Origin of the sequence: Heyndrickxia vini (genome assembly GCF_016772275.1) — a bacterium.
Taxonomy (GTDB): Bacteria; Bacillota; Bacilli; order Bacillales; family Bacillaceae_C; genus Heyndrickxia; species Heyndrickxia vini.
In genome coordinates, this window is the sequence record NZ_CP065425.1 from 657,068 (window position 1) to 671,547 (window position 14,480).

13 protein-coding genes are annotated in these 14,480 nt (G+C 38.5%); 10 read left to right on the forward strand and 3 right to left on the reverse strand.

What is annotated here, in order from left to right:
* Positions 1-20: 20 nt before the first annotated feature.
* From I5776_RS03465 to I5776_RS03475, 3 genes are all read right to left on the reverse strand, one after another.
* Positions 21-1,310, reverse strand: a complete 1,290-nt coding sequence (locus I5776_RS03465) for a replicative DNA helicase (RefSeq protein ID WP_202778986.1) — start codon at positions 1,308-1,310, stop codon at positions 21-23.
* Entirely contained in the window at positions 1,303-2,118 is an 816-nt protein-coding gene (locus I5776_RS03470; RefSeq protein WP_202778987.1) for a hypothetical protein, read from the reverse strand. Before I5776_RS03470 ends, I5776_RS03465 begins: the two co-directional genes overlap by 8 nt.
* 160 nt (positions 2,119-2,278) lie before the next feature.
* The gene (locus tag I5776_RS03475) at positions 2,279-2,743 is read right to left on the reverse strand and encodes a sigma-70 family RNA polymerase sigma factor (RefSeq protein WP_202778988.1); all 465 of its coding nucleotides are present in this window, start codon (positions 2,741-2,743) and stop codon (positions 2,279-2,281) included.
* A gap of 300 nt (positions 2,744-3,043) precedes the next feature.
* Here I5776_RS03475 and I5776_RS03480 point away from each other — a divergent pair, with 300 nt between their 5' ends.
* The 10 genes from I5776_RS03480 (at position 3,044) to I5776_RS03525 (ending at position 14,470) form a co-directional block, all read left to right on the forward strand.
* Complete coding sequence (locus tag I5776_RS03480; protein ID WP_202778989.1) at positions 3,044-3,544, forward strand: competence protein ComK; 501 nt, start codon at positions 3,044-3,046, stop codon at positions 3,542-3,544.
* A 320-nt stretch (positions 3,545-3,864) separates the two neighbouring features.
* Positions 3,865-4,860 carry a UDP-glucose 4-epimerase GalE gene (gene galE, locus I5776_RS03485; RefSeq protein ID WP_202778990.1) on the forward strand — a complete coding sequence of 332 codons (996 nt, stop codon included), beginning with the start codon at positions 3,865-3,867 and terminating at the stop codon, positions 4,858-4,860.
* 607 nt (positions 4,861-5,467) lie between these two features.
* Positions 5,468-6,049, forward strand: coding sequence for a DUF488 domain-containing protein (locus tag I5776_RS03490; RefSeq protein WP_246483902.1), 582 nt, complete (start codon positions 5,468-5,470; stop codon positions 6,047-6,049).
* A gap of 537 nt (positions 6,050-6,586) precedes the next feature.
* A complete protein-coding gene (locus I5776_RS03495; protein WP_202778991.1) occupies positions 6,587-7,744 on the forward strand; it encodes a pyridoxal-phosphate-dependent aminotransferase family protein in 1,158 nt (385 codons plus the stop codon).
* A gap of 370 nt (positions 7,745-8,114) precedes the next feature.
* On the forward strand, positions 8,115-9,677 hold the full coding sequence (locus I5776_RS03500) for a glutathione ABC transporter substrate-binding protein (protein ID WP_202778992.1): 1,563 nt from the start codon (positions 8,115-8,117) through the stop codon (positions 9,675-9,677).
* An 82-nt stretch (positions 9,678-9,759) separates the two neighbouring features.
* Complete coding sequence (nikB, locus tag I5776_RS03505; RefSeq protein WP_202778993.1) at positions 9,760-10,683, forward strand: nickel ABC transporter permease; 924 nt, start codon at positions 9,760-9,762, stop codon at positions 10,681-10,683.
* Positions 10,684-10,701: 18 nt separating this feature from the next.
* Positions 10,702-11,592 (forward strand): ABC transporter permease, encoded by an 891-nt coding sequence (locus I5776_RS03510; RefSeq protein ID WP_202780661.1) that lies wholly within the window; start codon positions 10,702-10,704, stop codon positions 11,590-11,592.
* A 15-nt stretch (positions 11,593-11,607) separates the two neighbouring features.
* Positions 11,608-12,600, forward strand: a complete 993-nt coding sequence (locus tag I5776_RS03515) for an ABC transporter ATP-binding protein (protein WP_202778994.1) — start codon at positions 11,608-11,610, stop codon at positions 12,598-12,600.
* Complete coding sequence (locus I5776_RS03520; RefSeq protein WP_202778995.1) at positions 12,593-13,561, forward strand: ABC transporter ATP-binding protein; 969 nt, start codon at positions 12,593-12,595, stop codon at positions 13,559-13,561. Before I5776_RS03515 ends, I5776_RS03520 begins: the two co-directional genes overlap by 8 nt.
* A gap of 36 nt (positions 13,562-13,597) precedes the next feature.
* On the forward strand, positions 13,598-14,470 hold the full coding sequence (locus I5776_RS03525; RefSeq protein WP_202778996.1) for a sugar phosphate isomerase/epimerase family protein: 873 nt from the start codon (positions 13,598-13,600) through the stop codon (positions 14,468-14,470).
* Positions 14,471-14,480: the final 10 nt, after the last annotated feature.

The following is a 14,480-nucleotide window of genomic DNA, read 5'->3' on the forward strand; positions in this document are numbered from 1 at the left end:
CAAGAAATCCGACCGACAATTTAGCTTACGATTTCGCGAAAGATATTTGTTTCTTTTGCAAAGTTTAACGTAACGGTTCCTGTTGGTCCGTTTCGATTTTTTACGATGAGAAGTTCGGTCACGCCATTCTTGTTTGATTTTGGACGGTAATATTCCTCACGGTAGAGGAAGAGAATAAAATCGGCGATTTGCTCGATACTTCCCGATTCACGAATATCACTCATCGTTGGGCGTTTGTCCTGACGTTGCTCAACACCGCGATTTAGTTGTGCAATCACAACGACTGGAATATTTAAATCCTTCGCCATTTGCTTTAAATCCTGAATGATGTCGGTCACGTCTTTATGTGAATTTCCTGATGGATTCGGATGCTTCAACAATGTAAGAAAATCAATGGCCACGACATGCTTTTTCTCAGGGTTTTCCCTTATGTTACGCTTTGTGGCTGACCGAATCGTCTGAACGGTGTATTCTTCGCGAATATCAATCGATAGCGAAGTGAGTGTTCCAATTGCCTTCGTATAACGCGACCACTCCTCACGGGTAAACGTTTTGGTTGGATTCCTCAGCTTATGGAGATTCACGTTCGCTTCCATTGCAAGAAATCGGTCAATCACTTGGCCTTTACTCATTTCAACGGAGAAAAATGTAGCAAACAGCTCGTCTTTCTTGCAGCCATTAAGAAAACTATTCAAAACAAAGGCGGTTTTTCCCATGGAAGGTCGTGCGGCAACAATAATCAAATCCCCATTTTGCCATCCATCAGTCCGTTCATTCAAACAAAGAAATCCGGTATGAACCCCACTTAATCCGTGCATTGGAGTGTCTCGATGATATTTATACCGTTCATGCAAAAGCTCTTGAAATGTAGCGGATGTTTGCGTAGTTGCTGACTCTAAATTCGTTGTTGCATTGAGAAAGGTATACAAATCTTTCAGTAAATGGCGTTCCTTCGTTTTGTCTAAAAAATCATTCGCAACTTGATTCGCATACTGGATCGTATGGAAATCAAGAATATACTGCTGGTAGGAATCGAAACCGGATAAACTTGGTACACCATTCATAATTTCCGAAATATGATTCAAACCGCCAAACCGCGCCAACTCACTTACGCCAAGCTTCGCAAACGATATCACGCTAATTCTTTCACCATCAGCATGCATTTGTTTCATCAGCTGAAAAATTCGTTGATTATGTGAATCAAGAAAATGTTTCGGTTGCAATAAGCATTCTTCCATGAGACTTGGATCATGTAACAGACAGGCGAGGACGAAGCATTCATTCTCATATTGAAACGTATATTTATCCATTTACAATCAGCTCCTTTTGAGGCAAAGCACTATCCCGATTATGAAATTCTACTAACAATCTTTCTGCATACGACCATGGTTGTTGCTGAGAAACAGCTTGTTCCATCGCGTCCAAGACGAATCTCTCGCCGAGTGCATCTACCCATTTCATTAATTCTTCCATTCGATTGGGCTGCAGCCAATCGAAATGAGCTTCGTAATAAGTAATGACATTAACATATATTTGATAAACGATCTGTTTGGTTTTTATATGTTTAGGAATGGTCACGTTTTGTGCCGTGTTTTCGGCCAATTTCGACGTGTTTTGTGACAAGTCATGTTTGTCGGATGGCTTGTTTTGTGACAAACTCGGCTTATTAAGGGACGAGCTTGGCTTCATCTGTGATGACCTATTATGTGACGAGTTGGATATACTATCGGATCCTATGCCTGGTTTAAGGGTTACATGGCCGACCACGAATTTTTTCAAGTTTTTTGATGAAGATTTGTTATTGCCCACTTTTGTATCCTCCCGAATCCCATACTCCGAGCAACAAAAAGGAATGATTGTAAACATAGTTGCTTGTGTTCCGCGTTCCTTATATGTAATTAACCCCTTTTCCAGCAATAACTCCCGAGCTGAATAATACGCTGTTCTCCCTAAACCACTAAATGCTTGAATTTCTGACCTCGCAGCCGCAAACGTATTCCTCCAACCCGTTCGATTATTTATATGCATCAACGCGTGCCAAAGCGTATTCGCTGCCGAAGTCAACGGATTCGACCGCACCCAATCATAAAACGCATTCATTTCCCGAATATAATTCATCTTTCCTCAATCCCCCTATACATTCCTACATCCTCAAATTCTATATACAAACAAACATTGAAAAACGGTACTTGTGTTGCACAAAAATGTAACTAAATGTAACTTTGGTGTCAGGCACCGCCTGTGGACATTTGTCCACAAGCGGTGCCTGACACTCTTTTTACTTTATCTTCCTTTTTAGTTCTTTCATTGCTTTGTTCCGCCATTTTTTGACGGCGGAGTAGGAGACGTTTTCTTTGATGGCGATTTCGTTCATGGTGAGTCCGTAGTAGAAGGTCAGGATGACCCATTTCTTTTGTGTTGCTGTGAGTCCGTCACAGTAAGTAAGCAAGGTGGCGAACTCAAGTGGATCTTCGGGATCATCGATTTGTAATTCCCAAAACTCCTCTTTCGGGTAGGAATTCCGTTCGTCTCGTTTCCTCGCCTTTGCTAATTCGATGAGAATGCGCCCCTTAATATTCGTGTAAGCAAAACTGAGGAAAGAAGAACCTTTCTCAGAATCGAATTTCTTCCATGCCTCCCACAAGGCGATAAGTCCAATTTGATAATACTCATCGCGATCCTTATAAATACTCAATGAATTCATAATGTGATAAATCGTAGGTTCATATTGTTCAATAATCATGTGAAACTTCTCCACTTCAAAACCCTTCCGGATCAGCGCGCCTTCCAATAAATTCCCGGGTTGGTTACATCATAAGGACAATTCAATTTTCAATCGAGGAACAAAAATCTCCGTTTCACAAGCAAAATCCATCGAAAATCACCATATCTAAACAGAAAACGCCAATTCACTAGCACGAAACAATAAATATTTACATATTTACGATAAATTTAAAAATTATGAAATTATTAATAAAAATATGGAATATTTTGAAGTTATATAGTATGATAGACCTATACTAAGAATAGGAGGAATAAATGGATGAAAGTTGTAGAAAATTATATGATTTCTCACACCACGATGGCGCTTGAAACAGCTAATCACTTCGAGCTGAATACCAAAATTTATGATGTGGAAGGCATTTTTTACACAAAACAAACGATCAATCAGTTGCTTGAACAAGCATGTGGATTGTATTGCACGGACTATAGAGGCAGAATCGCTGCCGTTCGTAATGCATTTCAATACGATCGAAAAACTCCATTAGTCATCAGCCCAGATGAAATGCTTTATGCAATCCCTACTCATTCTCCTAAGACCTACCACTGCAAATGGATATTTCCAGATCACGTTAAAGATGCCAAAAAAGTATTACGTCACTTACATATATACTTTTATAACGGGCTAACACTAGAAATAGATATTTCAAAAAAAACTTTCGATACTCAAGTGGAACGCGCACGCAATAGCCTTGTCCACTTTGCTAATATAAAAAAAAACCAACTCATTTATGAAAAAAGAGGAAAATACATGAAAGAGTGAATAAATACGGAAGCAAAAAAACAGAGAGTCCACACGACTCTCTGTTTCACTTAGAAACAAACGGTTACCCTTTTTCTTTTCGGATTACTCCTTAACCTCATCTGACCAAGCACTATGGATACACCCAATGCTATTGTTCTTCTAATAATGTAAATTGATTTAAATAACAATAAATTGGTAAGATAAATAGGATTGGTGAAATCATGTTCTAGTTTCTTTTACTACATATAAGTTTATGATGTCTATCAAATAATTGATAAAAAGTATATGTAAACTAGAAGTTCACTCAACATAAAATATAAAAGGGGGAACCCATTCAAATGAACATACTAGTAACCGGCGGAGCAGGATATATAGGTTCACATACTTGTGTTGCTTTATTGGAAGCAGGACATTCAGTAATCATTGCCGATAATCTTAGCAATAGTAAGCGTGAAACGGTTGAGAAAATAAGTAGTATTGCAAATAAAGAAGTTACCTTTTGTGAAATTGATGTAACAGATGCAGAGGCAGTTGATATCATTTTTAAAAATTACAGTATCGATGGTGTGATTCATTTTGCTGGTCTTAAAGCAGTAGGGGAATCTGCAGAAAAGCCATTGGTTTATTATTATAACAATATTGTGAGTACACTTGTCCTTGCAAAAGCGTGTCAGAAATATGGTGTGCATAAATTTATTTTTAGTTCCTCTGCAACGGTATATGGGGATAACAAAGCCCCATTTGTAGAAACGATGGACTTGCTTTCGACAACGAATCCTTATGGCGAGACAAAAGCTATGAGTGAAAGAATTCTAATTGATGCGACAAAGGCAAATCCCACATTCTCTGTATCCATTCTTCGATATTTCAATCCGGTAGGAGCTCATGAGAGTGGATTAATTGGTGAAGCGCCAAATGGAATCCCTAATAACCTTATGCCCTACGTAACACAAGTTGCTAAGGGAAAATTAGAGAAACTTAGGGTATTTGGAAATGATTATCCAACGGTAGATGGTACTGGGGTCCGTGATTATATCCATGTGGCAGATCTAGCTGAAGGCCATGTAGCCGCACTTAATAATCTTAAAGACGGTGTTCATATCTATAACTTAGGGACTGGCCGAGGCACTAGTGTACTAGAGTTAGTCAAAGCTTTTGAAAAAGCCAATGATATCGAAGTACCTTTTGAAATTGTAGAACGCAGACCTGGAGACATAGCCACTTGCTACGCCGATGCCTCAAAAGCAAAGCGAGAACTAGGTTGGACAGCCAAACATGATATTGTTGATATGTGCAGAGATGCTTGGCGGTTTGAGAAAAATTATAATGAATAAAGGGAAATAGATAAGATCAATGATTGTTGTATTATTATGGAGAAAAGAAGAAGATTTACTGGGCCAACAAATCTTCTTCTTTTTTCGGTTTTGTTTTAATAACTTCATAAAGATATGCAACAGAATGATCAAAAAAAATCACAATGAAGAAAGGAGTAAGGAAGTTTTATGATGCACTTTGAGAAAGAAGAAAAAGTTCGATTAAAAGAATCATGAAATCTAACAATATCTGCAGATACTATTGTTCCCTCGTCACCCCCCCATTTATCCTTTTCCTCCTATGATTTTAAAAAGTATTTCCGTTTACATGATAAGAAATAATAAATAAAAAATGCTATTCCCGTTCCATCAGCGGGAAATCAAAAACTTTTTAAGTAAGAACATGACTCCTTACGAATAAACTTGTTTATTTTATTGCTTTAAAGGGTATTTAGGATTTTATATTAAACTTGAATAACTTTGTGAGGAAGAGATTAAAAATGTTTATTTGGAATACAGATCTTTTAATTGTAAAGCCCATTATCCTCTTCATACTAGTAATCGCGCTTAGACAATTATTTGTGACCATCACTATATTGTTGAAACAGTTATCAGGGTGGAAAACTAAATGATTTGTAGAGACGAAAACGAGAATTTTATGAAGATATTTACAATTGGACATAGCACTCATTCGAAAGAAGATTTTATAAAAATGCTGGACATTGCCAATATAGCGTTTGTGGCAGATGTTCGCTCATTACCCGGTAGCAGGAAATTCCCTCAATTTAAAAAAGAAGAAATGGAAAAATGGCTGAAAGAGGAAGAGTTCAGTTATCGACACTTCCCATTGCTTGGTGGAAGACGGGGTATTTCTTCGATGGTGGGAGAAAGTCTGAACGAGGGATGGAAGAATCGATCTTTCCATAATTATGCGGATTATACACTAACGGAAGACTTTTCAAAGGGAATGGAGAAATTGCAGACCAAAGCTACTTCTATGAATGTTGCTTATATGTGTTCAGAACGGCATCCGGCACGCTGTCACCGTCTATTAATTAGTAATTGGCTTGTGGCAAATCATTGGGAGGTTTATCATATTATCGATAACTCCAAAGGAGAAGTGGAGCTTGTCAAACACCAACTTGGAAAATGGGGGGCGATGCCAATTATTGAAAATGACGGAACCGTTGTTTATCCAGTTGTAAAATAATGGTATTTTACGATTGGTATGCAGAAGTTTGATAAGCGGAGAAATTTCCCTTAAGTAAGAAATAGCAACGAAATTACCTTATATAGACGGAGAAAATCCGCCTATTAGCTCGAGAACTGTGAAAATGAGTAAGTTTACTTTGCTTAATCGGAAAACTTCCGCCTATTTACCCCGAACTGGGCGCTATTCTGCTGCTTAACCGGAAATTATCCGCTTACTTCATTATTATCTTTGTCTGCTCAAAAAGGACATCGATTAATTATCTTCTCTACACCACCTCCACTTCTTGTGTATATCGAGTGTAAGTTGAAAAATAGGTAACGAGTTGTTCCATCGAAAATTTTTAATTAACACCTCTAATGAACTACTTCCCTTTTACCAAATTTTTATATCTGAATAGGTTACACTATGTTAGACTGATGAGGAAAATCAACCTTCGCCAAAAGAGTAAGTATGAAGTTTTCAAAATATACTGTAGCTTTGTTATTTGATATACTTGAAGGAAAATGTAAGCTCAGACCATTGGAGGGAAAATTTATGTATCCTAATATATTAAGACATCCCGGACCTACTCCTATTCCGAAAAAGGTTCAGCTAGCGATGAACCAGGATATCATAAGTCATCGGAGTGAGGAGTTTGTACAGTTATATCGTGAAACAACGAATCGTGTGAAACCTATTTTTGGAACGGAGCAACCTATTTTGTTGCTGCCGTCTGGCGGTACGGCTGCATTAGAAGCTGCTGTAGTAAACACCGTTTCTCCGGGAGAAGAGGTAGTTGTCATTACCGTTGGCGCCTTTGGTGATTATTTTGTCTCCATTTGTGAGAAATATGGCTTTCAGACTCATAAGCTTGAAAAGAATTGGGGAGAGGCATGTACTGAGGAAGACCTTATTGAGTTTCTTAAACCTTTATCGAACATTAAGGCCGTCTTTGTTACCTATAACGAAACATCAACAGGAATTTTAAATCCAATCGAAAAATTAGCGCATGTTGTTCGTACTCATACAGATGCTCTATTTATTGTTGATGGCGTTAGCTGTATTGGCGGAGCTCCTGCTGAAATGGATAAATGGGGTATTGATATTTTAGTCACAGGATCACAAAAAGCATTGATGCTCCCTCCAGGACTTGCCCTTTTAAGTGTGAGTGAAAGAGCATGGAAAGTAATAGAAAATAATAAAACACCGTCCTTCTACTTAAATTTATTAAGTTATCGCGAGTGGGCTAAAAAAGGAATGACACCTAACACTCCAGCTATAACGCTGATTTACGGACTTTCTGCCGTATGTGATTTGATTGAAGAGGAAGGCGGATTCTCGCAAACGGTAGCCAGGCATGAATTAATGAAAAACATGGTTCGTGAAGCAATGAAGGCACTTTCTATTAAGCTGTTGACAAGCGATGAATATGCTTCACCAACGATTACAGCCATCTGTAGTCCTGAAGGATTGGATCTTCCCGCATTTATTGGACACTTAAAGAAAAAGTACCACCTAGATTTTGCTGGCGGACTTGGTCATCTGCAAGGAAAGATTTTCAGATTTGGACATATGGGCTATTGTTTCCCGAGCGATATTCTTGAAGCCGTTTCTCTTATGGAAGCAGGATTACAAGATTTCAACTATACTTTCGAACCGGGGGCAGGAGTAAAAGCAGCACAAAACGTTTTTCTGTCTGATCATCGGAAGTAGAGGACCTCGAACAAGTGTGTAAACATTTCGTATTATAAAAGATAATTCTAATAGCATATACAGGCCACCCTGAATACAGGTGTGGCCTATTTGTGTGTCAATTTCGTTTAGACCTACGCTTACAGAAAAGAAATAATTTTTAGAAAATGATATTGTAAACGCTATCTTTATACGTTATAATTCTCTTAAATTAATTTCACCAGTGGATAAATTAATTTAAATATACGACAAATTTATAGTATTTTCCGTAAAAATCACCATAGTTTTTAACATGGTGTTAGAAATTAGTTACTGATTTCCTGCTTATCACGATTTATAACTGATAGGATTTGGAAATTTTTAATAAAAAAATAACAAGGGGTGGGGGTAAATGAAAAAGGCAAAGATTTGGCAAGCAGTGTTTCTGGCTTTGGTTTGTTCAATCCTGATTGTTGGTTGTTCAAGTAAAGAAAGTGGTGGAAACACAGGTAAATCTTCGAAAAGCAAGGATATGGTCATTGCGGTAAATGAAAACTTTATTTCGATGGATCCGCATAATACGGGGGATACCAATTCAAACTCTGTTCAATCAGCGATGTTGGAAGGTCTATTAGGGTTTGATAGGGATGGAAAAATTATTAATGTATTAGCGACTGATTATAGTGTTAGTGATGATGCCTTAGAGTATACGTTTAAACTTAGACAAGATGTGAAGTTCCATGACGGTACACCATTTAATGCTGAGGCGGTAAAAGTAAATATCGAAAGAATTATGAATGATGAAGGTCTTCGTTTGAATAGCCGTGGATTTAATCAAATAGCGAAGGTTGAAATCTTGGATGATTTTCAAATCAAGGTAGTATTAAAAGCACCATACAGTTCGATGTTAACTCGTTTTGTATCGGCAAAAATGATTAGTCCGAAGATGATTAAGGAAAACAGTGCCGAAATTGCAAAAAAGCCGGTTGGAACAGGTCCATTTAAGTTTGTGGAATGGGTTCAGGGAGATCACTTAACGGTTGAACGTAATGATGAGTATTGGGAAAAGGGAGACCGTGTAAAGAAAATTACGTATAAGCCTGTGCCTGAAAATGGTTCACGTGTAGCAATGCTTAAAACAGGTGAGGCTAGTGTAATTTATCCACTCCCACAACAAAATATTAATGAACTAAAAAACAATAAAGATGTTGTAATTGATAAGGTTCCGTCAACAATTGCTAGATATGTTTCTATTAATACGATGAAAAAGCCGTTTAATGATCTTCGCGTACGTCAGGCATTAAATTATGCAGTGAGTAAGGATGCTTTCATTAAGGTCGTGAATTCCGGCTTCGGTTTACCACTGGATTCCGCTATTCCAAGTAAAACGCTTTATTATTCAAAACAAGAGCTTTATAAGCAAGATATTGATAAAGCGAAGGAATTACTAAAAGAAGCGGGGTATCCGGATGGATTTAAAGCAGAGATTTGGGGAAATACCAACTCCGATACGATGAAAGGGATGCAGTTTATTCAACAACAATTAAAAGAAATTGGTGTTGATGTGGAAATTAAATCAATGGAGGAAGGAACTTTGTCGGATGAAATCTACGGTGCACAAACACCTAAAGATGCGAAAGTCCAAATGTGGTACGTGAGTTGGTCATCTTACGCATCAGATGTGACGAATGCGACAAGACCATTATTCCATAGTGATTCATTCCCTCCAGATGGAGCAAATACTGCCTATTACAAAAATGCAGATGTCGATAAATGGATGAATACGGCAGATGCGACTGGTGATGAAAATGAAAAAGCGGAGTTATATAAAAACGTTCAATCAACGATCTATAAAGATGCTCCTTGGATTTTCCTTGGTGTAGATGAAATCCTTGCCGGAAAGCGAACAAATGTTGAAGGCGTAAACATTGATCCAACTGGTGGAATCGTTGTAAAGGATGCTCACTTCAAATAAGTTGAAGATGTTTAAAAGAGGTGAAGGGGCTTAAGTGGGAGAAACTTAAGCTTCTTACCTTCTAGAAGGGGATGATTCATTCGTGCTTCGTTATATTGGAAAGAGAATTATCGAAATGATTCCAATTCTATTTATAGTGACTGTGTTAGTTTTCCTTTTTACCCATTTGATTCCAGGTGACCCAGCCCGTCTAGTAGCAGGAAAGGATGCAACATTAGAAGAGGTAAACAATGTGAGGGCACAAATGGGACTGGATCAACCAATTTGGAAGCAATATTTTACATACATGGGCAGCCTATTTCAAGGTGATTTAGGTACTTCTTTAAAAACAGGATTACCTGTGTCAGCCATGTTTATTGATCGGTTTATGCCCTCAATCTATTTAACTTTATTCAGTATGGGGTGGGCGCTTGTTATTGGCTTACTTATCGGTACCATTTCAGCTGTATTTAAAAATAAATGGCCGGATTATTTGGGCATGGTAACGGCTGTATCCGGAATTTCCTTACCCGGGTTTTGGCTAGGATTGATTCTAATTCAAATTTTTTCGGTCCAACTGGGTTGGCTGCCAACCGGCGGTTCAGAAGGCTGGAAAAGCTATGTTCTTCCATCCATTACATTAGGTGCTGGGATTATGTCCATGCTTGCCCGCTTCACACGCTCGTCCTTACTCGATACGTTAAAGGCAGATTTTATTCGTACAGGGCGTGCGAAAGGGTTAAAGGAATCAGTTATCATCCCTAAGCATGCGTTAAGAAATTCTTTAATCTCCGTTGTAACGATTGCGGGATTACAGTTTGGCTTTCTATTAGGTGGTTCAGTCGTTGTAGAAACGGTCTTTAGTTTTCCGGGAATGGGGCGTTTACTCATCGATTCCATTTCATTTAGAGATTATCCGGTAATCCAGGCAGAATTGTTATTGTTTTCCGTTGAATTTATATTAGTCAATTTAGTTGTGGATATTTTATACAGCTTACTTAATCCAAAAATCCGTTATGTATCTTAAGGGGGTGACGTCTTGGAAATTTCAAGAGTAGAAACTGAACAGCAGACCATCATTCAGAAAAATAAGTATTCAGTGGTTCGTGAATTTTGGAAGAATTTTAAGAGACAAAAGGCAGCTGTCGTAGCTAGTATCTTTATTCTCCTTTTAATCCTAATTGCGATAATTGGCCCGTCTATCGCCCCTTATGATCCTTATAAACCAGATTATAATTCTACATTATTAGGACCAAGCAAGGCCCATTTAGCTGGGACAGATGAATATGGAAGAGATATTTTTAGCCGCTTATTGATAGGTACAAGGATTTCTTTAAGTGTAAGTATTGTATCCGTGTTACTCGGGGCAGTTGGAGGGACCATACTTGGGATATTAAGCGGTTACTTCGGTGGCTGGTTAGACCGCATTATTATGAGGGGCAGTGATGTTATGTTTGCCTTTCCTGATTTATTGCTTGCCATTGCGATTGTGGCTATTTTAGGTCCCGGATTAAATAATGTGATTATTGCTGTTTCGGTTTTCAGTATTCCTTCATTTTCCAGACTGGTAAGGGGTGCCACATTAGAAGCGAAGGAAAGTGTCTTTGTTGAGGCAGCTAAATCGATGGGTGCTTCACATCGAAGAATCATGTTTAAGCATATTTTTCCTGAAACACTTAGTAGTTTAATTGTTTTCTTCACTATGCGGATTGGTACCGCCATTTTAGCAGCAGCTAGCTTAAGCTTTCTCGGTTTAGGAGCGAGCCCGGAAACACCTGATTGGGGAGCTATGTTGAGTATGGGACGTGATTACTTAGGGACATCTTCCCATGTTGTCATCATGCCTGGTATTGCCATCTTTTTAACCGTCCTTGCATTCAATATCATTGGAGATGGATTAAGAGATGTATTGGATCCTAAAACAAAGAATGAGTAAGGGAGGTTGACGAGGATGAAGGAAAAATTACTACATGTTACTGGGCTTCAAACGGAATTCACGAAAGATAAACAAAAGGTGAGAATTCTACACGGTGTGAACTTCCATATTTATAAGGGAGAGGTTCTAGGTCTTGTTGGAGAATCCGGATGCGGAAAGAGTTTAACCTCCCTATCCATTATGAGGTTATTTAAAGGGACGAGTGGTGAAATCACGGACGGCCATATTGAATTTGATGGCAAGGATATTACTAGTTTGTCAGAAAGTGAGATGCGTAAAATTCGAGGGAAACAAATGGCGATGATTTTCCAAGAGCCGATGACCTCGTTAAACCCGGTTATGAGAATAGGAGAACAATTACTGGAATCTGTTCGCCTGCATTTAGGGTTAAAAGATAAACAAGCGAAAGAACATGTAATCGCCATTTTAAATAAGGTAGGAATCCCACGTGCGGCTGAAATCATGAACGAATTTCCTCATCAATTGTCAGGTGGAATGAGGCAAAGAATCATGATTGCAATCGCCATGGCTTGTCATCCGAAATTATTGATTGCCGATGAACCGACAACTGCACTTGATGTGACCATTCAAGCGCAAATATTAAATCTCATGCAACAACTTCAACAGCAGGAGGATATGTCCATCTTATTAATCACCCATGATTTAGGTGTTGTAGCTGAGATGTGTGATCGTGTAGTAGTTATGTACGCAGGACGAGTGGTGGAAGAAGCAGATGTATTTGATTTATTTGAAAGTCCAAAACACCCATATACCCAAGGATTAATTGGATCGGTGCCAAAAATTGGGGCACGGCGCGATAAACTTGATTCCATTAAAGGAAATGTGCCGGATCCAAGTAATATGCCGAAAGGATGCAAGTTTGCACCAAGATGTAAAAATGTCATGCCTATTTGTTTAGAAAAAGAGCCAACCATAACCCAACTGGAAAATAACAGAATGTGCAGTTGTTGGCTTTATGAGCAGGAAAGGGGCGAGGTTCATGCCTAGTACTCTTTTAAAAGTGGAGAAATTGAAAAAATCCTTTGATATTCCAGGTAACATGTTTGAAAAAAAGAAAACCTTGAAGGCGGTCAATGATGTTTCTTTTGCCATCACCGAAGGGAAAACGTTTAGCCTTGTCGGGGAGAGTGGATGTGGAAAATCAACAACAGGTCGACTCATTTCGCGATTATTACAACCCAATCAAGGTGAAATTTGGATTGACGGGGAAGAGATTTCGAAAAAGAAAGAATCCCAGTTAAAAACAATGAGGCAGAAGGTCCAAATGATCTTTCAAGACCCATATGCTTCGTTAAACCCTCGCATGAAGGTTCGGGATATTATTGCAGAACCTCTTGTCATTCATACGAAGTTATCTAAGAAAGAGCAACAAAAACTAGTTTCCGAGATGTTAGAAGTGGTGGGGTTGAATGAATATCATGCCGACCGTTATGCCCATGAGTTCAGCGGCGGTCAACGTCAGCGTATTGGAATTGCCCGTGCCCTGATTATGAAACCACGACTCATTATTGCCGATGAGCCAGTTTCGGCATTGGATGTCTCCATCCAATCACAAATATTAAATCTATTAAAAGATTTACAAAGTGAATATAATCTCACCTATTTATTTATATCCCATGACCTAAGTGTAGTTGAACATATAAGCGACTATATCGGTGTGATGTATTTAGGGACGATTGTGGAATCCGGACCAAAAGAGAACATATTCTCAAATCCGCAGCATCCTTACACGAAGGCATTGTTATCATCCGTGCCGATACCGGATCCGAAGTTAAGAAGGGAACGGATTATTCTTAAAGGTGATTTGCCAAGTCCGGTGAATCCCCCTAAAGGGTGTCGTTTCCATACACGTTGCCCTGTTGTTACGGAAATGTGTAAAACGATTGAACCTGTTATGAAGAAAGGTCTAACAGACGATCATTTTGTTTCTTGTCATTTAATTAAGTAATAGGAAAAAACAAACATTGAAGAGGGGTTGAAAGAGATGAAGGTAGGATTAAGCACATATAGTTTAGTAAGAGAGTTAAGAGAAGGAACAATGAATGTTTTAGATGTCATTCAGTGGATTTCTGATAATGGCGGAGAACATATGGAAATCGTTCCTTATGGTTTTACTGTTGTAGATAATGTTGAATTGGCTGATCAAATTAAAGAAAAAGCGCAATCAGTTGGGATTGAATTATCGGCGTACTCAATGCCGGCAAATTTCGTCCAAGATACAGAGGAAGCGTTTCAAGAAGAGGTTGAACGAATTAAACAGCATGTGGATATTGTTAACCGATTAGGAATTAAAATTTTACGCCACGATGTGACGGCATTTACCTTACCTCCAGAATCGATGACGATTCATTATTTTGATAAACATTTTTCCCAATTAGTTAAAGGAAGTCAGTTAATTGCAGACTACGCAGCGCAATATGGCATTACAACGACGATCGAAAACCATGGCTTCAATGTTCAAACAAGTGATCGTGTCCAACGAGTTATTCATGCAGTCAATCGGGATAATTTTAAAACAACTTTAGATGTTGGAAATTTCTTATGTATTGATGAAGATCCACTTGTAGGAGTGAAAAAGAATCTTCCATACGCGCAAACAGTTCATTTTAAAGATTTTTATGTTCGTCCTTATTATGAAAATCCAGGTGGCGGAGACTGGTTTATTACTGTAAATGGGAACTACTTACGCGGTGCCATTGTTGGACATGGGGATATCAATATCCGCGAAGTTATCAAGCTTGTCAAACAGTCCGGCTATGATGGGTATCTTACGGTGGAATTTGAAGGGATGGAAGATTGTAAGGTCGGTTCAAAGATTGGTATGGATAATGTGAGAAGACTTTGGAATGAAAATTAAGAACCTAATT

Excerpts from the sequence above, each read along its gene's own strand:
- I5776_RS03465 (WP_202778986.1), bottom strand. The coding sequence starts at position 1,310 with ATGGATAAATATACGTTTCAATATGAGAATGAATGCTTCGTCCTCGCC.
- I5776_RS03470 (WP_202778987.1), bottom strand. The coding sequence starts at position 2,118 with ATGAATTATATTCGGGAAATGAATGCGTTTTATGATTGGGTGCGGTCG.
- I5776_RS03475 (WP_202778988.1), bottom strand. The coding sequence starts at position 2,743 with ATGATTATTGAACAATATGAACCTACGATTTATCACATTATGAATTCA.
- I5776_RS03480 (WP_202778989.1), top strand. The coding sequence starts at position 3,044 with ATGAAAGTTGTAGAAAATTATATGATTTCTCACACCACGATGGCGCTT.
- galE (WP_202778990.1), top strand. The coding sequence starts at position 3,865 with ATGAACATACTAGTAACCGGCGGAGCAGGATATATAGGTTCACATACT.
- I5776_RS03490 (WP_246483902.1), top strand. The coding sequence starts at position 5,468 with ATGATTTGTAGAGACGAAAACGAGAATTTTATGAAGATATTTACAATT.
- I5776_RS03495 (WP_202778991.1), top strand. The coding sequence starts at position 6,587 with ATGTATCCTAATATATTAAGACATCCCGGACCTACTCCTATTCCGAAA.
- I5776_RS03500 (WP_202778992.1), top strand. The coding sequence starts at position 8,115 with ATGAAAAAGGCAAAGATTTGGCAAGCAGTGTTTCTGGCTTTGGTTTGT.
- I5776_RS03515 (WP_202778994.1), top strand. The coding sequence starts at position 11,608 with ATGAAGGAAAAATTACTACATGTTACTGGGCTTCAAACGGAATTCACG.
- I5776_RS03520 (WP_202778995.1), top strand. The coding sequence starts at position 12,593 with ATGCCTAGTACTCTTTTAAAAGTGGAGAAATTGAAAAAATCCTTTGAT.
- I5776_RS03525 (WP_202778996.1), top strand. The coding sequence starts at position 13,598 with ATGAAGGTAGGATTAAGCACATATAGTTTAGTAAGAGAGTTAAGAGAA.